Source organism: Sphingomonas pollutisoli, assembly GCF_029167165.1.
Lineage (GTDB): Bacteria > Pseudomonadota > Alphaproteobacteria > Sphingomonadales > Sphingomonadaceae > Sphingomonas > Sphingomonas pollutisoli.
Genome location: NZ_JARFNJ010000002.1, coordinates 219092 through 243410 on the forward strand (window position 1 = coordinate 219092; position 24319 = coordinate 243410).

The 24319-nt window shown below is 68.7% G+C and carries 23 protein-coding genes and 2 riboswitches; of the genes, 10 read left to right on the forward strand and 13 right to left on the reverse strand.

Annotated elements, in window-relative coordinates:
- Positions 1–30 precede the first annotated feature (30 nt).
- Both PX554_RS04380 and PX554_RS04385 read right to left on the reverse strand, forming a co-directional pair.
- The gene (locus PX554_RS04380) at positions 31–1101 is read right to left on the reverse strand and encodes an acetate/propionate family kinase (RefSeq protein WP_275499297.1); all 1071 of its coding nucleotides are present in this window, start codon (positions 1099–1101) and stop codon (positions 31–33) included.
- Entirely contained in the window at positions 1089–3494 is a 2406-nt protein-coding gene (locus tag PX554_RS04385) for a phosphoketolase family protein (RefSeq protein ID WP_371128246.1), read from the reverse strand. The genes PX554_RS04380 and PX554_RS04385 overlap by 13 nt, the downstream gene beginning before the upstream one ends.
- A 193-nt stretch (positions 3495–3687) precedes the next feature.
- Between PX554_RS04385 and PX554_RS04390 the strand changes: the two genes are divergently transcribed.
- A complete protein-coding gene (locus PX554_RS04390; RefSeq protein ID WP_275499982.1) occupies positions 3688–4326 on the forward strand; it encodes a YoaK family protein in 639 nt (212 codons plus the stop codon).
- 6 nt (positions 4327–4332) lie between these two features.
- Here the strand turns inward: PX554_RS04390 and PX554_RS04395 are convergent, their stop codons facing one another.
- The gene (locus tag PX554_RS04395) at positions 4333–4653 is read right to left on the reverse strand and encodes a Rap1a/Tai family immunity protein (RefSeq protein WP_275499299.1); all 321 of its coding nucleotides are present in this window, start codon (positions 4651–4653) and stop codon (positions 4333–4335) included.
- 99 nt (positions 4654–4752) lie between these two features.
- Here PX554_RS04395 and PX554_RS04400 point away from each other — a divergent pair, with 99 nt between their 5' ends.
- Complete coding sequence (locus PX554_RS04400) at positions 4753–5130, forward strand: hypothetical protein (RefSeq protein ID WP_275499301.1); 378 nt, start codon at positions 4753–4755, stop codon at positions 5128–5130.
- A gap of 2 nt (positions 5131–5132) precedes the next feature.
- Complete coding sequence (locus tag PX554_RS04405; RefSeq protein WP_338061565.1) at positions 5133–5483, forward strand: hypothetical protein; 351 nt, start codon at positions 5133–5135, stop codon at positions 5481–5483.
- Positions 5484–5492: 9 nt separating this feature from the next.
- Here the strand turns inward: PX554_RS04405 and PX554_RS04410 are convergent, their stop codons facing one another.
- From PX554_RS04410 to PX554_RS04425, 4 genes are read right to left on the reverse strand one after another with little or no spacing between them, the layout of a single operon-like run.
- A complete protein-coding gene (locus PX554_RS04410; protein ID WP_275499303.1) occupies positions 5493–6764 on the reverse strand; it encodes a four-carbon acid sugar kinase family protein in 1272 nt (423 codons plus the stop codon).
- On the reverse strand, positions 6761–7090 hold the full coding sequence (locus tag PX554_RS04415; protein ID WP_275499305.1) for a hypothetical protein: 330 nt from the start codon (positions 7088–7090) through the stop codon (positions 6761–6763). Before PX554_RS04415 ends, PX554_RS04410 begins: the two co-directional genes overlap by 4 nt.
- On the reverse strand, positions 7087–8355 hold the full coding sequence (locus PX554_RS04420; protein ID WP_275499306.1) for a ribulose-bisphosphate carboxylase large subunit family protein: 1269 nt from the start codon (positions 8353–8355) through the stop codon (positions 7087–7089). Before PX554_RS04420 ends, PX554_RS04415 begins: the two co-directional genes overlap by 4 nt.
- Complete coding sequence (locus PX554_RS04425; RefSeq protein ID WP_275499308.1) at positions 8355–10181, reverse strand: beta-L-arabinofuranosidase domain-containing protein; 1827 nt, start codon at positions 10179–10181, stop codon at positions 8355–8357. The genes PX554_RS04420 and PX554_RS04425 overlap by 1 nt, the downstream gene beginning before the upstream one ends.
- Before the next feature lie 166 nt (positions 10182–10347).
- Here PX554_RS04425 and PX554_RS04430 point away from each other — a divergent pair, with 166 nt between their 5' ends.
- The 5 genes from PX554_RS04430 to glpX all read left to right on the forward strand — a co-directional run bounded on the left by PX554_RS04430 (position 10348) and on the right by glpX (position 14488).
- The gene (locus tag PX554_RS04430; RefSeq protein WP_275499309.1) at positions 10348–10947 is read left to right on the forward strand and encodes a 3-keto-disaccharide hydrolase; all 600 of its coding nucleotides are present in this window, start codon (positions 10348–10350) and stop codon (positions 10945–10947) included.
- A gap of 126 nt (positions 10948–11073) precedes the next feature.
- On the forward strand, positions 11074–11739 hold the full coding sequence (locus PX554_RS04435) for a pyrimidine 5'-nucleotidase (RefSeq protein ID WP_275499311.1): 666 nt from the start codon (positions 11074–11076) through the stop codon (positions 11737–11739).
- Complete coding sequence (gene dapD / locus PX554_RS04440; RefSeq protein ID WP_093220850.1) at positions 11736–12560, forward strand: 2,3,4,5-tetrahydropyridine-2,6-dicarboxylate N-succinyltransferase; 825 nt, start codon at positions 11736–11738, stop codon at positions 12558–12560. The genes PX554_RS04435 and dapD overlap by 4 nt, the downstream gene beginning before the upstream one ends.
- A complete protein-coding gene (locus PX554_RS04445) occupies positions 12560–13330 on the forward strand; it encodes a glutaminyl-peptide cyclotransferase (RefSeq protein WP_275499314.1) in 771 nt (256 codons plus the stop codon). Before dapD ends, PX554_RS04445 begins: the two co-directional genes overlap by 1 nt.
- Before the next feature lie 192 nt (positions 13331–13522).
- Positions 13523–14488, forward strand: a complete 966-nt coding sequence (gene glpX, locus PX554_RS04450) for a class II fructose-bisphosphatase (RefSeq protein WP_093220856.1) — start codon at positions 13523–13525, stop codon at positions 14486–14488.
- A 107-nt stretch (positions 14489–14595) separates the two neighbouring features.
- Here glpX and PX554_RS04455 read toward each other — a convergent pair whose 3' ends face one another.
- Positions 14596–15087, reverse strand: coding sequence for a GNAT family N-acetyltransferase (locus tag PX554_RS04455; RefSeq protein ID WP_275499317.1), 492 nt, complete (start codon positions 15085–15087; stop codon positions 14596–14598).
- A 176-nt stretch (positions 15088–15263) separates the two neighbouring features.
- Between PX554_RS04455 and PX554_RS04460 the strand changes: the two genes are divergently transcribed.
- Together PX554_RS04460 and PX554_RS04465 are read left to right on the forward strand one after the other, a co-directional pair.
- Positions 15264–17357, forward strand: a complete 2094-nt coding sequence (locus PX554_RS04460) for an ATP-binding protein (RefSeq protein ID WP_275499319.1) — start codon at positions 15264–15266, stop codon at positions 17355–17357.
- Positions 17358–17491: 134 nt separating this feature from the next.
- Entirely contained in the window at positions 17492–18283 is a 792-nt protein-coding gene (locus PX554_RS04465) for a FadR/GntR family transcriptional regulator (RefSeq protein ID WP_093220862.1), read from the forward strand.
- Between the two features lie 132 nt (positions 18284–18415).
- Here PX554_RS04465 and gcvPB read toward each other — a convergent pair whose 3' ends face one another.
- The 5 genes from gcvPB to PX554_RS04490 form a co-directional block, all read right to left on the reverse strand.
- Positions 18416–19990, reverse strand: coding sequence for an aminomethyl-transferring glycine dehydrogenase subunit GcvPB (gene gcvPB, locus PX554_RS04470; RefSeq protein ID WP_275499322.1), 1575 nt, complete (start codon positions 19988–19990; stop codon positions 18416–18418).
- Positions 19987–21345, reverse strand: coding sequence for an aminomethyl-transferring glycine dehydrogenase subunit GcvPA (gene gcvPA, locus PX554_RS04475; protein ID WP_275499324.1), 1359 nt, complete (start codon positions 21343–21345; stop codon positions 19987–19989). The genes gcvPB and gcvPA overlap by 4 nt, the downstream gene beginning before the upstream one ends.
- 120 nt (positions 21346–21465) lie before the next feature.
- A complete protein-coding gene (gcvH, locus tag PX554_RS04480; RefSeq protein WP_275499327.1) occupies positions 21466–21837 on the reverse strand; it encodes a glycine cleavage system protein GcvH in 372 nt (123 codons plus the stop codon).
- A 15-nt stretch (positions 21838–21852) separates the two neighbouring features.
- Positions 21853–23037, reverse strand: coding sequence for a glycine cleavage system aminomethyltransferase GcvT (gcvT, locus tag PX554_RS04485; protein ID WP_275499329.1), 1185 nt, complete (start codon positions 23035–23037; stop codon positions 21853–21855).
- 61 nt (positions 23038–23098) lie between these two features.
- A riboswitch (glycine riboswitch) is annotated at positions 23099–23209 on the reverse strand.
- Positions 23210–23298, reverse strand: a riboswitch (glycine riboswitch).
- Between the two features lie 344 nt (positions 23299–23642).
- Complete coding sequence (locus tag PX554_RS04490; RefSeq protein ID WP_093220872.1) at positions 23643–24287, reverse strand: hypothetical protein; 645 nt, start codon at positions 24285–24287, stop codon at positions 23643–23645.
- Positions 24288–24319: the final 32 nt, after the last annotated feature.

Consider the following 24319-nt stretch of genomic DNA (forward strand, 5'->3'; position numbering starts at 1 on the left):
CCGGACGCGTGCCGACCGAAGCGGGCGGCTTCACGCGTCGGCGCGCACCGTCGCGCCGTGGCCGACCAGCGCCGCCGTCTCCCGCGCGATCTGTTCCTCCTCGTCGGGGGCGCACACGCGAACGCCGACGGCACCGGCCTCGCCGGCGCGCGGCACGCCCGCCCAGGCGAGGTCCGCGCAGATCGCGTCGCGCGTGGCGGCATCATGCTCGCCGATGCCGCCGCTGAAGACGAGCATGTCGATTCCGCCGAGACTGACGATCATCGCGGCGATCTGCTTGGCGACCGACCGGCAGAAGATGTCGATCGCGAGCCGCGCCTCGGGCGCCGCCTCCCGCGCCTCCCGGAGCGTCCGCATGTCGCCAGAGCGATCCGAAACGCCGAGCAGACCCGATTTCTTGTCCACCAGTTCCTCGAGCGTCGCCGCCGTCATGCCCCGCTCGCGCAGCAGGAACAGCAGGACGCCGGGATCGATATCGCCGCTGCGCGTCGCCATCACGACCCCGCCCGACGGGGTCAGCCCCATCGAGGTATCGACGGAACGGCCGGCGCGAACCGCGGTCACGCTGGCGCCGCTGCCGAGATGCGCGATTACGAGGCGTTCGGGAAGATCGTCGCCGAGCTGCCGGACGATCGACCGGCACGACAGGCCGTGGAAGCCATACCGGCGGATGCCCTCGGCGCGAAGCCGCGCGGGCACGGGCAGCACCGCCGCGACCGGCGGCAGATCGCGGTGGAAGCCGGTGTCGAAACAGGCGACTTGCGGAATATCGGGGAAGCGCCGCCGCGCCGCGCCGATCAGCGACAGCGCCGCCGGGCCGTGCAGCGGCGCGAACGCGCACGCCGCCTCCAGCCGCGAAGTCACGTCCGCATCGACCACGACCGGATCGAACAGGTCGGGGCCGCCGTGGACGATGCGGTGGCCGATCGCGTCCGGCGTCGCGCCGTCGAGCCTGGCGGCGATCGCATCGAAGCCTTCGGCATGGTCCGCCCCCGCCACGGTGCCGCCCGCGACGGCTTCGCAACGGTTCCCGTCGATCGTGAAAGCGCCGTATTTCAACGACGACGAACCGGCGTTGAGCGCGAGGATCAGCGCGCCCATCGCCAGTCGCGCACCTCCGGCAGATCATCCCCCTGTTCGGCGACATGGAGCTTGTGCCGCTCCATCATCGCCCAATAGCGCGCCGTCGCGGCGGGCACGTGATCCTTGAGGCGTGGCACCCGTTCGATCGCATCGAGCGCGAGCCGGTAGCGATCGAGATCGTTCATCACCACCATGTCGAAGGGGGTCGTGGTCGTGCCCTCGCCTTTGTAGCCGCGGACGTGGAAATTGTGGTGCCCGGCGCGCGCATAGGCGAGCCGGTGGATGAGCGACGCATAGCCGTGGAAGGCGAAGATCACCGGCTTGTCGGTGGTGAACATCGCATCGAACGCGCGATCATCGAGCCCGTGCGGATGCGCCTTCTGCGGCTGCAACACCATCAGATCGACCACGTTGACGACGCGGACGCGGATGTCCGGCACATAGTCCCGCAGCAGCATGGCGGCGGCGAGAGTCTCCAGCGTCGGCACGTCCCCCGCGCAGGCGAGCACCACATCGGGATCGCCCTCGTCGCTGGCCCAATCCCAGACGCCCGCGCCGATGGTGCAATGGCGCACCGCCGCCTCGATATCGAGCCACTGAAGCTCGGGCTGTTTGCCGGCGACGATGACGTTGATGTAGCCGCGGCTGCGCAGGCAATGGTCCGCCACCGACAGCAGGCAATTGGCATCGGGCGGTAGATAGATGCGCGCGACGTCGGCGGTCTTGTTCGCGACATGATCGAGGAAGCCGGGATCCTGGTGCGACGACCCGTTATGGTCCTGCCGCCACACGTGCGAGGTGAGCAGATAGTTGAGCGACGCGATCGGCTTGCGCCACGGGATCACGCGCGTGGTCTTGAGCCATTTGGCATGTTGATTGACCATCGAATCGACGATGTGGACGAACGCCTCATAGCAGGAGAACAGCCCGTGGCGGCCGGTGAGCAGATAGCCCTCCAGCCAGCCCTGGCAGAGATGCTCGCTGAGCACCTCCATCACGCGGCCATCGGTGCTGAGATCGGTATCGTCGGGGAGCGTTTCGGCCATCCACCGCTTGCCGGTGACGTCATAGACCGCTTGCAGGCGGTTCGAGGCGGTCTCGTCCGGGCCGAACAGGCGCAGATTGGCGCCGGCGAGATTGAGCGCCATCGCGTCCTTGAGATACCGCCCAAGCGTCGCGGTGGCCGCCGCTTCGACGCAACCGGGCGTCGCCACCGCCACGGCATGCGCGCGGAAATCGGGCAGGACGAGCGGGCGCATCAGCTCACCCCCGTTCGCATGCGGGTTCGAGCCCATCCGGCGGTGGCCGGTCGGTGCGAGACCGGCGAACGCCTCGCGGAACTTGCCATTGGCGTCGAACAGCTCGTCGGGCCGGTAGCTGCGCAGCCATGTTTCAAGCTGGACGAGATGCTCGGGATCGTTGAAATCGGCGATCGGCACCTGATGCGCGCGCCACGTTCCCTCGACAGGCTTGCCATCGACGCGCTTCGGCCCGGTCCAGCCCTTGGGGGTGCGCAGCACGATCACCGGCCAGGCCGGCCGATCGCCCGCTGCGCCGGATCGCGCGTGCCGCTGGATGTCGCGGATGCGGGCGAGCGCGGTATCGAGCGTCGCCGCCAGCTCCTGATGGACGATCATCGGATCATCGCCGCCGACGAACAGCGGTTCGTGGCCGTAGCCGCGCATCAGGCTGGCCAGTTCGTCCTCCGGGATGCGCGCGAGGACGGTCGGGTTGGCGATCTTGAAGCCGTTGAGATGCAGGATCGGCAGGACCGCGCCGTCGCTCGCGGGATTGAGGAACTTGTTGCTGTGCCAGCTCGCGGCGAGCGCGCCGGTCTCCGCCTCGCCATCGCCGATCACACAGGCGACGACCAGATCGGGATTGTCGAACGCGGCGCCGTATGCGTGCGCGAGCGCATAGCCGAGTTCGCCGCCCTCGTGGATCGAGCCGGGGGTTTCGGGCGCGACATGGCTGGGGACGCCGCCCGGCCAGGAGAATTGCCGGAACAGCCGCTCCATCCCGCCCCGGCTGCGCTCGATCGCCGGATAGCGTTCGGTATAGGAACCTTCGAGATAGGTGTGTGCGACCAGCCCCGGCCCGCCGTGGCCGGGGCCGATGATCGCGATCATGTTCACGTCCTGCTCGACGATCAGCCGGTTGAGATGGACGTAGAGCAGGTTGAGCCCCGGCGTGGTGCCCCAATGGCCGAGCAGCCGGGGCTTGATGTCGGCGCGGGTGAGCGGCCGCTCCAGCAGCGGATTGGCGCGCAGATAGATCTGCCCGACCGAGAGGTAATTGGCGGCGCGCCAATAGCCGTGCATGCGGTGGAGCAACTCGGCGGAGAGCGGCCCCGCCGGCGCGCCGGGCGCCCGTTCCAGCTCCGCCTGTTCGACTCCGGTCTGTGTCGTCACGGTCAAGGCCCTGCTCCTCTTGCGTCTCGAACGGGCGCGCGCCGGACGCGGCAGCGCCGGCGCGAGACGGTACCCACGATGGGCGCTTGTACCACAGCGCGGGCGGCGGGCGAAAGCCGAAGCGGGGCCGAACGGCCGGGCCGGTTCGCGCGCGGGGTGGATGCGGCGCGGGCATCCGCGCTATGGCGCGGCGATGCGCCGCTACGAACACCCCCACCGCCTGCTCGCGATCGGGCTCGCCGCGCTGGCGGGCTTCGTCGATGCGCTCGGCTTTCTGAAGCTGGGCGGAATGTTCGTGTCGTTCATGAGCGGCAATTCGACACGGCTCGCGGTCGGCGTCGCCGGTGATCCGCGCGGCAGCCTGTTCGTGGGCGCGGTGATCGCGGCGTTCGTGATCGGGGTGATGGCGGGCGCGACGGTGGGGCGTGTGGCCGGGCGCTGGCGCAAGCAGGCGGTGCTGGGGTTCGTGCTGCTCGAGCTGATCGTCGCGGCATCGCTCGACAGCGGCCCGGTGGTGGCGCCGCTGCTGATGGCGAGCGCGATGGGGGCGCTCAACGCGGTGTTCCAGCGCGACGGCGAGGTCAGCGTCGGCGTGACCTATATGACGGGCACGCTCGTCAAGTTCGGGCAGCATCTCGCCGCCGCGCTCGCCGGGGGACCGCGCTTCGCGTGGGTACCGTATCTGCTGCTGTGGCTCGGGCTGGTGACGGGCGCGATCGCCGGCGCGGCGGTGTACCCCGCGCTGGGGCTGACGGCGCTGTGGATCGCGGTGGCGGCGACGGCACTGCTGCTGGCGGGAACGGTCGCGATCGGGCCGGTGCGGGAGGTTTGAGCCGGCTCACTTGCGGCAGGGATAGGCCTTCTTGAACGCGCGCAGGACGATGATGCTGCCCTGCCGGTCGCGATCCTCGGGATGCTTGTTCATATATTTGACGGTGACGGCGGCGAGCTTCTTGATCGTCGCCTTGGTGGGGATGCAGACCTGCCGCACGTTGCGCCGGTTGGACCATTGCGTGACGGCGATGCCGTCCGCCGCGCCCTCGACATAGCGCAGGCATTGCAGCCGCTCGGAGTCGTCGCCCTTGCACAAGGCGTACAGATCCTGCCCGTTCATGAAGGTGGCGCTTTCCGCCGCCAGAAGCATCATCAGGCCGATCATGTCGCTCTCCTCGCGCGCGCTGTTCGCATATCGCGGCGCGATCCACAATCGGACACGGGCGGCTTTGGCGATCGGGGCGATCCGGGGTAGAAGCGCGGCATGACTCGTTCGATGCCATCGCGCGCTGGCGCGATTCCGTTTGCGTTCGCCCTCGTCGCGGGGGTTTGCTGCTGGCCCGCTGCGGGCATCGCCCAGGCGCCCGAGCCGGCCGCACCGCCGCCAAGCGACACGATCCGGCTGAGCGATGCGGAGCGCGACGCGATCCTCGACAGCAACACCGTGGAAAGCGCGGCGGCGGCGCGCGGTGAAGCACGCGACGCCGGCGGTCCCGGCATCCACGGCGAGATCGGCGCGATGATCGGTTCGAACGGGACCCGCGGCGCCTATGGCGTGGCGGCGATCCCGCTCGGCGACAATGCCGGCGCGGTGGTGTCGTTCGAGAGCAGCCAGTTCGGCGGATATCGGCGCGGCCGCTGAGCGTGACGAGCGAATGGGACGGCGCCGCAGTGCGCACCTGGCTCGCGCGGCGGATCGTCGCCGCACGCGCCGAGCAGGTGCGGGCCGAGCGCGGCGGGTATGAGTTTCACGACGATTGCGACAAGGCGGCGGCGGAGGAGATGGTCTGCGCCGCGCTGAAGGACAAAGCCTCGGTCGATGCGCAGAGCGCGTTCGCCGAGGAGGTGCGCGCGCTGCTGGCGCGTGACGACTATATCTGGCGCGGCGTGTATGACGATACGCGGTTCGACCGGCATGTTCGCAGCTATCTGCGCAAGCTCGCCAAGATGACCAGGACCAACACCGGGTTCGGCAACGTCGCGCGTTATCAGTGACGCGCGGCGCTATCCGCCCCGCCGCACGGTTTCGAAAAAGCCTTCGCCCCCCATTTGCCCGCCCTTGAGAACCAGTTCCAAACCGTCGATCGCCGGATCGGTGGCGTGCGCGCGCACGAGCGGGGCGCCGCGTTCGATCGGCGCGGCCCAGGTGAGCGCGTCGATGCCGAGCTGGGCGACGCCGTGGCTCGATGTGTCACCGCCCGCGAACAGGATGCGCGTGAGGCCGGTGCGCTCGATCACCGCGCGGGTGACGCGGCCGAGCGCCGTCCCGAGCATACCGCCGGCGGCAGGCGCGGTCTCGCCGAGCGGGCCGTCCGCCGAGTGGATCACGCCGCGCCCACCCTGCCCCAGCGCGGCGACCGCGGCGGCGACCAGACGCTCTTCCTCGGCGCTCTCGCCGCGCAGCAACGCGGCAACATCAGCGCGCGCGGGCGCATAGCCATCGGCGATGCCGCGCGTGATCTGGCGGGCGGTGACGGGTGAGCAACTGCCGCTGACGACGAGCAGCCGATCGACCGGCGCGGCGCGCGGCGGTGGCGGCGCCGGTTCGATCAGCCCTGCCGCCTGCCAGGCGAGCACCAGCGCGCGCGTCACGCCCGAACTGCCGACCGCGAAGCGCACGCCGCGCGTGAGCAGCACGTCGCCGGTGGCGGCGAGATCACGCAGCGAGACGCCGTCGAACAGCACCGCGTCCGCATCGGCCGAATCGAACGCCGTGCCGGCCTCGCCCGCCTCAATCCGGTCGAGCGGGATGAGGGCGATGCGCGCCTCAGTCTGCGCGGCGAGGTGGCGGGTCAGGTCGGCCTCGTGCATCGGCGTGACGGGGTGGCGCGCCATCGTCGGGTGGCGGTCGATGCGGTACACCTCCGCGCCGGCCGCCGCGAACAGGTTTCCGAACGCGACGTAGCGGCGCAGGTGCGGCGCGCCGACGACGATCGCGGCGGGGCCACCGAATGCGGCGACACCGAGGTCGAGCGCGCGGCCGATCGAGCCGGTGTGCGGGCTGCTGTCGAAGGTCGAGCAGGTCTTGTAATGGACCACCGCCCCCTCCCCGAGCGCGCGATAGGCGGCGGGGAGATGCTCGGCCATCCATTCGGGCGAGCGGCTGCGGCTGTCGCCGGCGAGGCCGATCGCGCGCACATCGGGAAAGCGCGCGCGGAGCGCGGCATCGGGCGCGCGCAGGAACAGCACCGCCGGCACGCCGCCTTCGGCGAGCTGTTCGAGCACGTCGGTCGAGCCGGTGAAATCGTCACCGTAGAAGGCGTAGCGGAGGGTCATGGGGTGGGTGTCGTTAACGCGGCCCAACCGGGTCCGTTCGTGCCGAGCGAAGTCGAGGCACCTGCGCTCCTGTGCCGCCCCTCGACTTCGCTCGGGGCGAACGGAGTGGGTGTGGATGCAGCACGTGCTTCGACTTCGCTCAGCATGAACGGAGAACGGGCGGCTTCGTTCAGCACGAACGGAGTGGGTACCGATGCAGCACGTGCTTCGACTTCGCGCAGCACGAACGGAGAACGGGCGGCTTCGTTCAGCGCGAACGGAGTGGGTACGGATGCAGCACGTGCTTCGACTTCGCTCAGCACGAACGGTACGGACGCGAAGCTCATCCGCCGAACGCGCCGAGCGCGGCCGCGAGTTCGGGCGAATCCTTCGCTGCCTGTTCGACCGGCACCCCAGCCACGGCCGCCTCCCACGCCTGCATCAGCGCGCGTACCCCCGCCGCCGGGCCGCCGGGGTGCGCCATGATGCCGCCACCGGCCGCGAACATGCAATCGACCGAGCCGAGCGCGGCATAGGTCGGCGCGGCCTGGCGCGCGGACTGGCCGGAGGAGAACACCGGCATGATCTCGCAGCCGGGATGGGGCGCGTCGAACATCGGCGTCAGGCACTCGCGCGCCGAGGCGATGACGCTGTCATTCGGTTCGCAGAACTTGTTGTCGATGCCGTTGACATGGGTGTGGTCGATCCCGGCGAGCCGCCACAGTTTCTGATAGGCGATGAAGCTCATCCCGATCGCCGGAGACCGCCCGAGCATCCCCCAGCCGTTGCGATGGCCGTGGATCGGCAACTGGCTGTGCGCGCGCAACACCTTCATCGCGGGCAAGCCGATCGAGTTCATGCTCGCCATGATGCAGGTGCCGCCGTGCGCGACGACATGATCGTGGCGGGCGAGCATCTCATCGATGTCGCCGGTGAGGTTGGCGGCGTACATCACCTTCTTGCCGGTCTTATCGGCGTGATCGTTGATGACGCGCATCACGGCGGAGATACGCGCGTCGAACGGGCAATGCGGGCCGTCGGCCTGAAGCTCGTCATCCTTGATGAAATCGACCCCGGCCTCAACCAGCACGCGGACCTGATCGGCGGTGGCTTCGGGCGAGAGGCCGACGCTGGGCTTGATGATCGTGCCGATGATCGGACGATCGTACACGCCGGCCAGCCGCCGCGTACCGGCGACGCCGAATTGCGGCCCCTGATAGCGGTCCAGGAAGGCTGGCGGGAGGGTGAGATCGATCAGCTTGAGGCCGGAGAATGCCTTCAGCTCGGAGAGATTGCCCGCCACCGTCGCGAGCAGGTTGGGGAGCGACGCACCTAAATTGACGAGCGGCCACGACAGCACCACGCGCGCGGCGCGGCGCGTCGCCTCGCCCGACTTCGGGAGGCCGCTACCAGGCAAGGACGGCGCGGCGACTTCGCCCAGATCATCGATCGCTTCAACGCGGGCGGCGTGCGCCTCGCGCAGCGCGTCGGTCTCGCCGGGAACGCGGACGAAGGTGCCAGTCGATTGCTCGCCCGCCATCGTCGCCGCCGCCTGTTCGAGCGGGAAAGCGGTCTCGATCCAATAGGTCGCGAAAACGCGGTCGTCGCTCATCACGCCACCTTGAAATAGGTCGCCGATCGTTCGGTATCGACGGTATAATAGGGCACGAAGACGAGGTTTCGCCCGCCGACATCGGTGCGATAGGCCTGCGGGTTCTCGGGCATCGCCTCAAGCGCCTGCGGCAGCGCGATCGGCTGGGTTTCGATTCCGGCCCAGGGGTTGATGCCGACGTACATCACCGGCCCGCGCAGCACGGCGGCGAGTTTAGGGTTCTGGTCGTCGATCGGGAGCGTGCGCAGCGGCTGCGGGATGACAAGATCGATCACGTCGCCGGCCTTCCATGTGCGTGTCACCACCGCGAGCGTGCCGGGCGTGACCGGTTGGGGCTTACCGTTGACCTTCAGCGTGGCGTCGCGGGTCCACGCCGGGATGCGAAGCTTGACGCCAAAGCGGCCATCGCCCGCCTTGCGTACCGTAAGTCGAACCGTATCCGCGGCGGGGTAGCCGGTTTCCTGCACGAGTTCGACCGTGCCGCCCGGACGATCCCAGCGCACTTCGGAGGGCGTGTAGAGATTGACCAGCACGCTCGCGTCGTCGTGGAAATAGGCGTTGAGCCCGTAATCCGCGACGCCCTGCACCAATGTGCCCGAGCAGCATGGCCATTTCTGGTGATAATAGCGTTTCTCGCCGGCCGGACCGTAATCCGAATAATACGGATAGCCGCCGTCGCTGTCGGGCATGCGCGCGGCGAGCATGGTGTTGTAGAGCGTGCGCTCCAGCCCGTCGCCATACTGCGCCTCTCCCGTGAAGCGGATCAGATAGCGCGCGAGCTTGAGATCGGCGAAGCTGCCGCACGGCGTCTCGAAATGCGCTTTCGAACTGGTCAGGCTGGCGGCGAGCTTGCCCTGATGGAGCGGAACGAACTGCTCCTCGGGCCCCCAGCCGCCGCTGGCGAAGCGCTGCGGCTCCATGAAGCGATACGCGTTGACCAGCGCCTTGCGGTATTTGTCGTCGCCGAGGTGGAGATAGGCCTGCGCGCCCGAGCTGAGCGCGATCGTGTGGCTATAGGCGTGCTTGCCGGGCAGCACGTCCTGCCCCGCCGCGAGCGGATCGAACCACTCGGGATCGAGCATGTAATGTTTGGCGAGCTGGCGGTATTTGTCGTCACCGGTGATGTCGGCGACGAGGAACAGGTTCTCGGGCAGGACATAGGTTTCGTCATAGGGCGGATCGAGCTTGCCGATCCGGTCGCGCGAGACCGGGGAGATATAGGGCAGGCATTTCGCGACGATGATCGGCAGCAACGTCTTGGCCTGCTCGACGCCGCTCAGGCGATAGGCGTCGATCATGCCGACGATATATTTGTCCATGACGTATGCGGCCCACTGCGCCTGCGCCTTGGGGCCGACATAGGGGTTCTTGGCGGCGACGAACGCCTTGCCGAAGCCATCGACCAGCGCCGCGACTTTCGCGTGGCACGCCTTGTCGCCAGTCGCGGCGCCGAGCCGGGCAAGGCCAGAGATATATTGGCCGAGCGTGAGGCCGGGGACGAAGCCGTCCTTGTCGTACCAGCCGCCCATATCCGGCCCCGGCGCGGGCAGGCCGGCATTCTCGCGGAAGACCTTGAGGATGCGATCATTGTCGAGCGCGAGATAATGCGCGTGGATGCGATCGAACTGCGCCTTGAGCGGGCCGCCGGTGAGCGTGACCGCGCCATATGGAAACTCGCGCATCGCCTCGCGACCCGGCTGGGTGGCGGATGCCGGGACCGCCGCGCGGCCGACCGACGCGGCGCCGAGCGCGGTTCCCGCCGTCGCGCAGGCGGCGCATTGCACCATCGTTCGGCGCGACAGCTCCAGATCGAGCAATCCTCTCAAGACCATTTCCTTTTCGCAGGGACCGCTGCGCGGTGGCTTCGACTCGTGATTAGCGGCAGACAAATACGAAGGCAATCGAAAGCGATTCGAAATTAAAGCCAAACATGCTATGCCGGCGCGACAGAACCATAAACCGGGACGGGAGAGGATGATGCGGAGATCGGCGATGTGTTTGGCGGCGCTGGCGTGCGGCGGGGCCGCGCCCGCGCCGATCCGGCTGTTCGACGGGCGGACGCTCGCGGGCTGGGAACAGGGCACGGCGGACAGTTTCCGCGTCGAGAACGGCAGCATCACCGGCGGCACGATCGACCAGGTGCTGACCAAGAAGACCTTCCTGTGCACGACGCGCGACTATGGCGACTTCCGTTTGACCGCACGCTTCCGCATCGACGGCGGGCAATATGCCAATACCGGCATCCAGTTCCGCACCGCGCGCGTCGATGCGGGGGCGACGCAGGTGATCGGCTATCAGGCCGATGCCGGGCATATCTATTGGGGCACGCTGTATGACGAGGGCCGCCGCAAGGTGACGCTCGCCGATTTCGACCAGAGCAAGATCGCGCGGCATCTGAACGACGGCAAATGGAACCGCTATGCGATCGTCGCCAAGGGGCGGCATATCGTGCTGACCTTCAACGGCGTGAAGACGGTCGATTATGTCGAGCCGGACACGAGCATCGCGCAGACCGGCAAGATCTGCCTGCAATTGCACGACAAGGTCGCGATGACGGTGGCGTTCAGGGATATCGTGCTGACGCCGTTGTGAGGGGGCGTGCCGGCATAAACCTGCTGGCCTTCCGCCGAGCCTTGCGCCACAAGCGCGTCGAAACGATCCCCAGGGGTCTTTTCGGCCTTTGGCTGTTGGGAAACGGCGGACGTTCTGGATTTTTCGATGCACCCCGCGCTGCGACACATAAGCAACTGGATCTTCGATCTCGACAACACGCTGTATCCGGCGAGCGCGGACCTGTTCCGCCAGATCGACGCGAAGATGACCGCCTATATCGCCAACCGCTTCGCGGTGGATACGGCGGAGGCGTTCCGGTTGCAGAAGAGCTATTTCCTCGGCCACGGCACCACGCTCGCCGGGCTGATGGCCGAGCATGACGTCGATCCGCACGATTTTCTCGACTTCGTCCACGATGTCGAGATGGACGTGCTGGAGGAGAATGCGCCGCTCGCCGCCGCGATCGCGCGGTTGCCGGGGCGCAAGATCGTCTTCACCAACGGCGACGGGCCGTATGCGGGCCGCGTGCTCGAAAGGCTCGGGCTGTCGCAGAGCTTCGAAGCCATCCACGACATCCACGCGATGGACCTGATCCCCAAGCCGCAGGCATCGGCCTATGCGGGGCTGTGCGCGGCGTTCGATCTCGATCCGGCGGCGTCGTTGTTCGCCGACGACATGGCGCGCAACCTCGCGCCGGCCAAGGCGATCGGCATGACCACGGTGTGGGTCGATAACGGCTCCGAACAGGGGCATGACGCCGACCGCGGCTTCATCGACTTCACCACCCACGACATAACGCACTGGCTGCACGACATTCTGGAGGACCAATGAGCGACGACCTGCAAGCGACCATCGAGGCGGCGTGGGACGCGCGTGACACCATTGGATTCGATACAGGCGCGCCGGTGCGCGATGCGGTGGAAAGCGCGCTGGCGCTGCTCGATGCGGGCAAGGCGCGGGTCGCCGAGCCGTCGGGCGATGGCTGGGTGGTCAACCAGTGGCTCAAGAAGGCGGTGCTGCTGTCGTTCCGGCTCAACGACAATAGCCTCGTCGATAGCGGCGCGGCCGGCGCGCCGGCGTTCGACAAGGTGCCCTCCAAATTCGCCGGCTGGGGCGAGGCCGAGTTCCGCGCGGGCGGGTTCCGCGTTGTGCCGGGCGCGGTCGCGCGGCGCGGGTCGTTCATCGCCAAGGGTGCGATCCTGATGCCGAGTTTCGTCAACATCGGCGCCTATGTCGGCGAGGGCACGATGGTCGATACCTGGGCGACGGTCGGCTCGTGCGCGCAGATCGGCAAGAACGTCCATCTCTCGGGCGGGGCGGGGATCGGCGGGGTGCTCGAACCGCTGCAGGCCGATCCGGTCATCATCGGCGACGGCGCGTTCATCGGCGCGCGCGCGGAAGTGGCGGAGGGCGTGCGCGTCGGCGAAGGCGCGGTGCTGTCGATGGGTGTCTATCTCGGCGCATCGACCAAGATCATCGATCGCGCGACCGGCGAGGTGCATGTCGGATCGGTGCCGCCCTATGCGGTGGTGGTGCCCGGCTCGATCGGCGGCGGCGAGGGCAAGCCCGCGCTGTACTGCGCGGTGATCGTCAAGCGCGTCGATGCGCAGACGCGGTCGAAGACCAGCATCAACGAACTGCTGCGCGACTGATGCGCGGGGCCGGTCGCCTCATCGGGCTGCTCGCGCTGCTGGGGCTTGCCGCCCCGGCGGCGGCCGACCCATTGCCGCTCGAACCGGCCAAGGTGATCGCCAGCTTCCCGCACGATACCAGCGCCTATACCGAGGGACTGTTCTACCGCGACGGCGATCTCTACGAGAGCACCGGCTTCGAGGGACGCTCGACGATCCGCCAGGTCGACATCAAGACCGGCGTGGTGCGGCGCAAGGTCTCGATCCCGCCGTCCGATTTCGGTGAGGGGATCGTCGACTGGGGCGACCAAATCGTCAGCCTGACCTGGAAGGGCGGCCACGGCTACCGATGGACGCTGGGCGGGTTCAAGCGCATCGGCAGCTTCCGCTATCCGGGGGAAGGCTGGGCGCTGACCAAGGACGCGCACCACATCATCATGTCGGACGGGACGCCGGTGCTGCGCTTCCTCGATCCCAAGACGTTGCGGATCGTCAAGCGCGTCAGGGTGACGGCGGACGGCAACCCGGTCGAGAACATCAACGAGCTCGAATATGTCGATGGCGAGATCCTCGCCAACATCTGGATGACCGACCTGATCGCGCGGATCGACCCGGCGAGCGGGCATGTGCTCGGCTGGATCGACGTGAGCGCGCTGACCAAGCAGGCCGACGCCGGCGGCGGCGATTCGGTCGCGAACGGCATCGCCTGGGACGCCAAGACGCGCCGGCTGTTCGTGACCGGCAAGAACTGGCCGCTGCTGTTCGAGATCGCGCCGCCGCATGCGCGGTAATCGGCGCCTGACACATGATTGGTAACGCTACCGTCTTTTTCGGCCGCAGCAAAGTCTTGCCGACACGCGGCGAAGAGTAAAACGCCGAGCGAAAGCTTTCCGCCCGAGCCGGACAAGAAGACTCCCGCCACGCCTCGACAACGTCACATCCGCTGCCTATCCGCAGGTCACACGCAGCAGGGGAAATCGTTCATGTCGACCGTCAGCAATGTTCTGGACCGCGTCCTAGTCCTGGAAATGGTCCGCGTGACCGAAGCGGCGGCGATCGCCTGCTCTCCCCTGATCGGCCACGGCGACGAGAAAGCGGCGGACGCGGCGGCGGTCGATGCGATGCGCACCGCGCTCAACGGACTCTACATGGACGGCACCGTCGTGATCGGCGAGGGCGAGCGCGACGAGGCGCCGATGCTCTATATCGGCGAGAAGGTCGGCTCGGCGATCGGCAAGGGGCCGAAGATCGACATCGCGCTCGATCCGCTCGAAGGCACGACGATCTGCGCCACCGCCGGCCCGAACAGCCTCGCGGTGCTGGCGATCGCCGAGGAAGGCGGGCTGCTCAACGCGCCGGACGTGTACATGGACAAGATCGCGGTCGGCCCCGGCTATCCCGACAACATCATCGATCTCGACAAATCGCCGAGCGAGAACGTCAAGGCGGTGGCGGCGGCGAAGGGCGTCGAGCCGTCGAAAATCATGTGCTGCGTGCTCAACCGCCCGCGCCACGAGGCGCTGATCGCCGAATTGCGCGCGCTCGGCTGCGGCGTGATGCTGATCGGCGACGGCGACGTGGCAGGCGTGATCGCGACGACCAACCCGGAAACGACGATCGACATCTACATGGGCTCGGGCGGCGCGCCGGAGGGCGTGCTGGCGGCAGCGGCGCTCCGCTGCGTCGGCGGCCAGTTCAAGGGCCGGCTGCTGTTCCGCAACGATGACGAGCGCGCGCGTGCCGCGAAATGGGGCGTCACCGACCTCGACAAGCAATATGACCTGACCGAACTGGCCAAGGGCGACTGCATCTTCGCGGCGACCGGCGTGACCGACGGCTCGCTGCTCGCCGGCGTGAAGCGCAAGAAGGGCGTGATGACCACCGAGAGCGTGGTGATGCGCGCGTCCTCCGGCACGGTGCGCTGGGTGAAGGGCGAACACCGGATCTGATGTACGCCCTCCCGCTCCGGCGGGAGGATTGCCCGGCGGACTGCGGAAGGGGGCGCGAACGGGCGGCTTCGCCTGGGGAAGCGCCCCCCGCCCCGTTCCGGGGAGGATCAGAGCGTGCGTTGGAGGAAGAGGACGTCGAGCGAGCGGCCGAATTTCTCGCCGATGTCGTGGAGCCGGCCGACTTCGCGGAAGCCGAGCTTCCCGTGAAGCGCGACCGAGGCGGGTTCGGGGCCGCCGACCACGGCGACCATCTCGCGGAACCCCGCCGCCGGCGCGGCGGCGATCAGCGCGCCGAGCAGGACGGTGCCGACGCCGCTGCCGCGCGCTTCCTCGGCGATGTAGATGCTGTCCTCGCACGCGGCGCGGTACGCCGCGCGATCCCGGAACTGCGCGGCATAGGCATAGCCGAGCACCCTGCCCGCGCGCTCGGCGACGAGGAACGGCCAGCCGCGCGCGCGAATCTCGGCGATCCTGTGCCGCCAGTGCGCGACGCCGGGGGGATCGATATCGAACGTGCCGGTGCCGTGCAGAACGTGGTGCGCGTAGATCGCGGTGATCGCGTCGGCATCGGCTTCGGTTACAGGGCGGATCGTCGTCATGCCCGCGCTTTGGCAGAAATCGGCTCGGCATCAAACCACCGAGTCCGCGGGTACCCGCCCTCCGCTTTGGACGCCGCGCGCGGCAGCGCGTGCCGCATCAGGGCATGAATCGTCGCTTTTCCGGTATTTCCGTGCCGCCAACGTGATATGAGGCGCGCGTTGAGGACAAGGTCGTCATGATCGATACCATTATCGAGCCATCCGACCCGGAGGCGGGTTGGTCGCGACTGGCAGCGGCGAGCGAGCGGCTCGCCACGACGCGCTCGCTCGGCGAGGTCGTGGCGGTACTGCGCGAGACGGCGCGCGCGATCGTCGGCGCGGAGGGCATCGCGGTCGTGGTCCGTGAGGCCGGCACCTGCTTCTACGCCGCCGAGGATGCGGTCGGCCCGCTATGGGCGGGGAAGCGCTTCCCGATCGAAAGCTGCGTTTCCGGCTGGGCGATGCTGCACCAGGAAACCGTGGTCATCCCCGACATCCGTACCGACGACCGCATCCCACGGGATGCCTATAGCCCGACATTCGTGCGCAGCCTCGCCATGGCGGCGATCGGCCGGCCCGAGCCGATCGCCGCGATCGGCGCCTATTGGTCGCGGATGGGCGAGCCCGATCCGGCGGTGGTCGCGCGGCTCGAGGCGCTCGCCCGGTCCGCCGCGATCGCGATCGAGAATGCGCGGCTGCTCGCCTCGATTCGCGAGAGCGACCGTCAGCGCGAGATGGCGCTCGCCGCCGGGCGCATGGGGGTGTGGTCGCTCGATCTGCCGAGCCGCACGCTCAAGACCTCGGCGATGTGCCGGATCACCTTCGGGCGCGATCCCGACCGGGATTTCTCCTTCGCCGAACTGCGCGCGGCGATCCACCCCGATGACCGTGAGCGCGTGTTCGCGACGATCTGGGAAAGCATCGCCAACGCCAACGACTGCGATCTCGAACATCGCGTGGTGACGGCGGCGGGCGAGACGTGCTGGGTCGCGATCCGCGCGCAGCCGACCTATGCGGCGGACGGAACGCCGCTGATGCTCGTCGGCGTATCGGTCGACATCACCGCGCGCCAGCGGATGGAGGAGGCGCTGCGCGACTCCGCCGCGACGCTCGAACATCTCGTCGCCGAGCGCACGCGCGAACTGATCAAGACGCAGGAGGCGTTGCGCCAATCGCAAAAGCTGGAGGCGATGGGCCAGCTCACCGGCGGCGTCGCGCACGATTTCAACAATCTGCTCACCCCGATCATCGGCAGCCTCGATCTGCTGCAGCGCCGCGCGGTCGGCGGCGCGCGCGAGCAACGGCTGATCTCGGGCGCGATCGAATCGGCGGATCGCGCCAAGACGCTCGTCCAGCGGCTGCTCGCCTTCGCGCGCCGCCAGCCGCTCAACCCCGGCGCGATCGACGTCGCGACGTTGCTGATCGAGATGAGCACGCTGATCGGCACCACGATCGGTCCGCAGATATCGCTCCGTCTCGATATCGCCGAGGATCTGCCGCTCGCCCACGCCGATGCGAACCAGGTCGAGATGGCGATCCTCAATCTGGCGGTGAACGCGCGCGACGCGATGCCCGAGGGGGGCACGCTGACGATCGCGGCAAAGCTCGACAGCGCCGGCCGCGACCACCGCGCCAGCCTGAGCGAAGGGCAATATATCCTGCTGTCGGTGGCGGACACGGGAACCGGCATGGACGAGACGACGCGCGCGCGCGCGATCGAACCGTTCTTCTCGACCAAGGGCGTCGGGCGCGGCACGGGGCTTGGCCTGTCGATGGCGCACGGCCTCGCGCTGCAGCTCGGCGGCGCGCTCGCGCTCGACAGCGCGGTCGGCGCGGGAACGCTGATCGAATTGTGGCTGCCGGTCTCGAATGTCGCCGTGCTCGCCGTCGCGGCGGTGCCGGCCGAAGCGGCGCCGCACCGGCACTCGGGCACGGCGCTGCTGGTCGATGACGAGAATCTGGTCCGCGCCACCACCGCCGACATGCTGACCGATCTCGGCTTCACGGTGATCGAGGCGCGCTCGGGCGAGGAGGCGCTCGCGCTGCTCGACGCGAACCCCGACATCGACATCCTCGTCACCGACCATGTCATGCCGCACATGACCGGGGCCGAGCTGGCGCGCGCGGCGACCGCGCGGCGCCCCGGCCTGCGCGTGCTGGTGGTTTCGGGCTATTCCGACGCCGGCGGCCTGTCGCCCGACCTGCCGCGGCTGGAGAAGCCGTTCCGCCAGGCCGACCTCGCGCTGCATATCGCCGCGGCGATGCAGATGCCGGCGGCGGCCTCGGTCTGAATTGGTCAATCCGATCAAGACGATGATCGCGCGATTGGAAAGAACCCGAGACAGACCCGCTTCGATTATGGCAGAAGACGCGGTGGGCCGCGAAATCGCAAGGGGCGCGGGCGGCCACGGCATCGGAGGGGGGCATGAAGGCCGAAGGCGAAACACAGGCTGAGGGCTCCGGCGAAGGCCGCGACCGGCTGTATCAGCAGCTCGCGCGCAAATTGTTCGAGGAACTGGCTTCTGGCCGCTACGCGATCGGCGACCGGTTGCCCGCCGAACGCGATCTCGCGATCGAGCATGGCGTCAGCCGTCCGACCGTCCGCGAGGCGATCATCGCGCTCGAGGTGCAGGGCTTCGTCGAGGTGCGGATCGGTGCGGGCGCCTATGTGCGGCGCATTCCGGGCACCGCCGAGACGCCCGGTTTCCACGTCACCGGCTTCGAGCTGATGGAGGCGCGGATCGCGATCGAAGGCGAGGCGGCGGCGCTGGCGGCGGTGCAGATCACCGATGCCGAACTCGATCTGCTCGACGAGCTGGTCGAACGGATCGACCGACAGAACCGGATGAGCGCCAACCCCGACGACGCGGACAATACCGACCGCGAGTTCCATCAGGTGATCGCGCGCGCGACGCGCAACGCGGCGATGGTCAATACGGTCGAGCATATGTGGCATCTGCGGGCGAGTTCACCCGACATCGCGCTGCTGCTCGCCAAGGCGCGGGCGGCCAAGGTGAAGCCGGTGGTCGAGGAACATCGCGTGATCGCCGAGGCGCTACGCTCGCGCGACCCGCAGCGCGCGCGCGGGGCGATGCGCGCGCATATCGCGGCGGTGCTCGACCATCTGCTGTTCGCGACCGAGGAAGCCGCCGTCGCCGAAGCGCGGCGCGCGGCGCAGACCACGCGCGAGCGGTTCAGCCGGCTGAGCGGGCTGTAGCGAGCCGGGCGCGGGATCCGACGAACGGTTTCGAGACGAACCGTTCGCACTGAGCGAAGTCGAAGGGCGTGCCGCAAGCGCCGTGCTCGCGGTACGGGCTTCGACTTCGCTCAGCCCGAACGGGGTTGAGGGTTACTCCGCCGCCTGCGCGAGCGCCGCGTCCTTCCACACCAGCACCGGCTTGCGCGCCGCCTGCGTCTCGTCGAGGCGGCTGCGCGGCGCGAAATGCGGTGCGGTCTTGAGCGTGGCGTCGCCCGCGCGCGCACGCTCGGCCACGCTGCGCAGCGCGGCGACGAACTGGTCGATGCCGGCCTTGCTCTCGGTCTCGGTCGGCTCGACCAGCATCGCGCCGTGGACGACGAGCGGGAAATAGACCGTCATCGGGTGGAAGCCCTCGTCGATCAGCCCCTTCGCCACGTCGAGCGTCGAGAAGCCCTCGGGGAAGCCGTCGTCCGAGAACAACGCCTCGTGCATGCACGGCCCCGACGCCGCGTAGGGCGCGGAGAGCGTGCCCTCGAGGCTGCGCAGGATGTAATTGGCGTTGAGCACCGCATCCTCGGCGACCTGCTTCAAGCCGTCGGCGCCGTGGCTGAGGATATAGGTGAGCGCGCGCGTGAACATGCCCATCTGGCCGTGGAACGCGACCATCCGGCCGAAGCTCTGCGGATGATCGTCCCCCGCGGTCTCTTCCTCGACCAACGCGAAATGGCCGTCGGCGTGCTTGGCGACGAACGGCAGCGGGCCGAACGGCGACAGCGCCTCGGACAGCACGACCGGGCCGGAGCCGGGGCCGCCGCCGCCGTGCGGGGTCGAGAAGGTCTTGTGCAGGTTGATGTGCATCGCGTCGATGCCGAGATCGCCCGGACGCACCTTGCCGACGATCGCGTTGAAGTTGGCACCGTCGCAATAGACGAAACCGCCAGCGGCGTGGACCGCGTCCGAGATCGTCTTCATGTCGCGCTCGAACAGCCCGCAGGTGTTCGGGTTGGTGATCATCACCGCCGCCACATCCGGCCCGAGCCGGGCGATCAGCGCGGCGCTGTCGACACGGCCTTCGTCAGTGGCGGGGATGTTCTCGACCGTATAGCCCGCGAACGCCGCCGTCGCGGGGTTGGTGCCGTGCGCGCTCTCCGGCACCAGGATGACCTTGCGGTGCCCCTCGCCCTTCGCGTCGAGCGCCGCCTTGATCGCGAGGATGCCGCACAGTTCGCCGTGCGCGCCCGCCTTGGGGCTCATCGCGACGCCGTGCATGCCGGTGAGCGTGATGAGCCACACCGCGAGTTCCTGAATCACGCCGAGGGCGCCCTGCACGGTATCGACCGGCTGGAGCGGATGGACGTCGGCGAAACCGGGCAGCCGCGCCATCTTCTCGTTGAGGCGCGGATTGTGCTTCATCGTGCACGAGCCGAGCGGGAACAGGCCGAGGTCGATCGCGTAATTCTGGCGGCTGAGCCGGGTGTAGTGCCGCATCATCTCGGGCTCGGACAGGCCGGGCAGGCCGATCGCGGTGGTGCGTTCGAGATTGCCGAGGCGCGGCTTGCCGGCGGGCGGCTCGGCGAGATCGACGCCGGTGGTGCGGGTCGAGCCGACCTCGAAGATCAGCGGTTCCTCGAGCATCAGCGCGCGGTTGCCGGTGACGGTGGTGGGCGCCGCGTTGGCGGCGGTCTCGGGGCGCTCGGGGCGCCAGCCGGCGGGATTGATGCTCATGCCAGTTCCTCCGCGAGCGCCTGCGCCAGCGCTTCGACATCGTCTTCGGTGGTGGTTTCGGTGACGGCGACGACAAGGCCGTTCGCCAGCGCCGCCGCGCCCGGATAGAGCCGCCCGAGCGACACGCCGGCGAGAATGCCGCGATCGGCGAGCGCGCGTACGACCGGGCGGGCTTCCTTGGTCAGCTTGAGCGTGAACTCGTTGAAGAACGCGCCGTTCACCAGTTCGACGCCGGGCACTTCAGCAAGCCGGTCGGCGGCCGAAACCGCGCCCAGGTGATTGAGATCGGCGAGTCGGCGCAGCCCCGCTTCGCCCAGCAGCGTCATGTGCGCCGACATCGCCAGCGCGCACAGAACCGAGGAGGTACAGATGTTCGAGGTCGCCTTCTCGCGGCGGATATGCTGCTCACGGGTGGAGAGTGTCAGCACGAAGCCGCGCTTGCCCTCGGCATCGACGGTCTCGCCGCAGAGCCGGCCCGGCATCTGGCGGACATATTTGTCCTTGCAGCCGAACAGCCCGACATAGGGGCCGCCGAACTGGAGACCCACGCCGAGCGACTGGCCTTCACCCACGACGATATCGGCGTCCATCTCACCCGGCGAGCGGATCGCGCCCAGCGCGACCGGCTCGGTGACCACCGCGACGAGCAGTGCCTTGTTGGCGTGGCACGCATCGGCGAGCGCGGAGAGATCGGCGATGCGGCCGAGGATGTCGGGATATTGCACGACCACGCACGAGGTTTCGCCGTCGATCTTGGCGATCAGCGCGTCGATGCCGAAATCGTCGTCAAGCGTCGGCAGCGCGGTATCGAGCGCGTCGCCGGTGTATTTCGCCATCGTCTTGGCGACGGAAACGTAATGCGGGTGAAGCCCCGGCGAGAGGATCGCCTTGGCGCGCTTGGTGATCCGCCGCGCCATGCCGATCGCTTCCCAGCACGCAGTCGAGCCGTCGTACATCGAGGCGTTGGCGACGTCGGTGCCGAGCAGCCGCGCGACCTGCGTCTGGAACTCGAACATCACCTGCAACGTGCCCTGCGCGATCTCGGGCTGGTACGGCGTATAGGCGGTGAGGAACTCGCCACGCTGGATGATGTGATCGACGCTCGCCGGCACGTGATGCCGGTAGGCGCCGCAGCCGAGGAAGAACGGCACCTGCCCGGCGACCGTGTTGCGCGCGGCGAGCGCGCTCATGTGGCGTTCGACCGCCATTTCGCTCGCGTGCAGCGGCAGGCCGGCGATCGGACCCGAGAGGCGCGCGGCCTCGGGCACATCGACGAACAGATCGTCGATCGTGGCGGCGCCGACCACGCTGAGCATCGCCTGGCGATCGGTGTCGGTGAGGGGCAGATAGCGCATTCGAATCTCCTCCCCTCCCGCTTGCGGGAGGGGCTGGGGGAGGGCTTGTCCGCAAACAATCGGCCGGAGGGGTGGACAGGCCCTCCCCCGACCCCTCCCGCAAGCGGGAGGGGAGGCAGGTTATTGCTTCGCGACGAACGCCGCGTAGGCCGCTTCGTCCATCAGCCCGGACAGTTCGGACGGGTCGCTGAGCGTCAGCTTGAAGAACCAGCCCTGCCCTTCGGCATCCTCATTGACGAGCGCGGGATTGTCGGCGAGCGCGGGGTTGCCCTCGGTCACCGTGCCGGAGACCGGCGCATAGACGTCCGACGCGGCCTTGACGCTTTCGACCACGGCGGCGTCGCCGCCCTTGGTCAGCGCCTTGCCCGCCTCGGGCACCTCGACGAACACGATGTCGCCGAGCTGGCCCTGTGCGAATTCGGTAATGCCGACCGTGCCGGTGTCGCCCTCGACATCGACCCACTCATGATCTTCGGTGAAATAGCGGCTCATGGCACGGGCCTCCTGTTAGCGGACGTAGCGATGGGGAACGAAGGGCATTGCGGTGACGGTCGCGTGATGGACCTTGCCGCGTTGCGAAAGCTGGATGCGGGTGCCGGCAGCGGCGAGCGCGGCGGGCACATAGGCCATCGCGATCGGTGCGCCGAGGCTGGGCGCGAAGCCGCCCGAGGTGACGCGGCCGACTTCGCCGCCATCGGCACCGAGCACGGCGGCGCCCTCGCGCACCGGCTGGCGACCCTCGACCAGCAGGCCGACGCGCTTCACCGCCGGGCCGTTCTCGCGCTCGGCGAGGATGCGCTCGGCACCGGGGAAATCGGCGGCTTCCCGGCGGCGCTTGGACAGCGCGAAGCCGAGATCGGCGACCACCGGCGTGATCGTCTCGTCGAGATCATGGCCGTAGAGCGGCAGCCCCGCCTCCAGCCGCAGCGAATCGCGCGCGCCGAGACCGATCGGCTTGACCTCGGGCTGTTCGCACAGCGCATCCGCGAGCGCCTCGGCATGCTCGCCATCGACCGAAATCTCGAAACCGTCCTCGCCGGTATAGCCCGAGCGCGCGATCCACAGCGGCTTGCCGTTCCATTCGAACGCCCCCGCCGTCATGAAGACGAGATCGCGCACGCCCGGCACCAGCCGCGCGAGCGCATCGACCGCCTTCGGCCCCTGCAGGGCGAGCAGCGCCTGATCCTCCATATGGTTGATGAGCACGTCCTCGGGCAGTTGATCGAGGAAATAGGCGATGTCGTCGAACTTGGTCGCGCCGTTGACGACCATGTAGAGGCCGCGCACGTCGAACGGATTCTCGTCGGGCAGGCGCGTCACCATCAGATCGTCGAGAATGCCGCCATCTTCGGCTAGCAGCAGCGAATAGCGCTGGCGGCCCGGCTTCAACCCGGCGATGTCGCCCGGCAGGACCGATTCGAGCGCGCCGTCGAGATCGGCCCCCGCTTCGGCGGGTTCCTCGATGCGGAACAGGAGCTGGCCCATGTGGCTGACGTCGAACAGCCCCGCCGACTCGCGCACCCAGAGGTGCTCGGGCATCACGCCTTCATACTGGACGGGCATGTGATAGCCGGCGAACTCGACCATGCGGCCGCCGCGCGCGCGGTGCCACGCATCGAGCGGCAGCGGCAGGATGGCGGGTTCGCCGCCGTCGTCCGGGCCGGTATCATCGATCAAATCCGCTTCGCTCATCCCGGTCTCCATGCGTAGGTTTGACGGCGAACATGGCGCGCATGCATGCCCGCCACGATTCACCGCCCCCTCTGTCACGGAACCTGAGAGCTTTCACCAACCGCACGACCGGATGGTTTACCCCTTCGGTGGGCCGCGCGAAACGCGCTGGGCCGCTTTCCAGAGTGTCGATTCGGCCGGCACGGTCCGCTTTGCCTGAGAGATTCCGGGGCGGTTGCTCCTTCGGCGGCGGGTCGCCCCGCACTCTCCCGTGCCTACCCATGCCGGTCACCCGGCATCGACCGCGCCGGTGTGGCGTGGTGCGGCAACGGTGTCAATCGGCGTTGGCGCGGGTGGTGTGAAATTGCCGACGCCGTTGCGTTCCCACCCAAGCCGTTCGTGTCGAGCGACGTCGAGACACACGCGCGGCGCTCGGGGCGCGTCCCTCGACTTCGCTCGGGACGAACGGTGTGGGAGTGGCGCTCGCCGCCGAATGGTCGGTTCGGGGCGGGAGTGGCGCTTGCCGCCGCATGGTCGACTCCGGCCGGCGCCTCGACTTCGCCCCGGGGCGGACGGGTGGGTTGGTGAGGTCAGATCTCTCACCGCCCCCCCATCCCGGCCCCATGTTACCGGGTCGCGTTATACTTGAGCTGATCGTCGGTGAGCTGGAAGCCGACCAGCGCCTCGAAGGTGGCGCGGGCGACGGCCTGGCGGATCTCCGGGCGGGTCAGCGGGTCGGTGGCGGCGTCCTGATCGCCGGCCTTGCGCTTCTCGGTCAGCTTGGCGCGGACCTCCTTGGGCAGGGTCGCGGCCGAACGATCGACGCTGGCGCCGCCGGTTCCGGTCGCGCTCGCGCGCAGGCTGCCGGCATCGAAGTGGAGCGTGACATGGCCGATACGCTTGGCGACCACGGCGGTGCCGCCCTGCATCACCACCACGAAGAACGGCAGCGTCACGTCGCGCGCGCCCTCCGCGCTGGCGCGGCGCGCGCGCACCTCGAAGGTGACGGTGGTGGCGATATCGTCGCTCTGGTCGTTGCAGGTCGAGCGGACGTTGGTGAGCGTCGCCGTGACGTCGATCGCCTTGGCGTCGCGGCTCTGCGGCGGGTTGAAGAGCGTGATGTCGCCCGTCGCCGCCGGGACGCCTACCGTGGGGCAGGCCGAGCGGATCGCGGAGATGCCGCCGGTCTCGTCGAACTCGCCGACCGAGGAGCACCCCGCGAGCAGCGTCAGGAGGGCGGAAGCGGCGAATTTGCGGCCTGTCAGGAACATACGCACCTTAGTCACGAAGGAAGGGGCCGCGG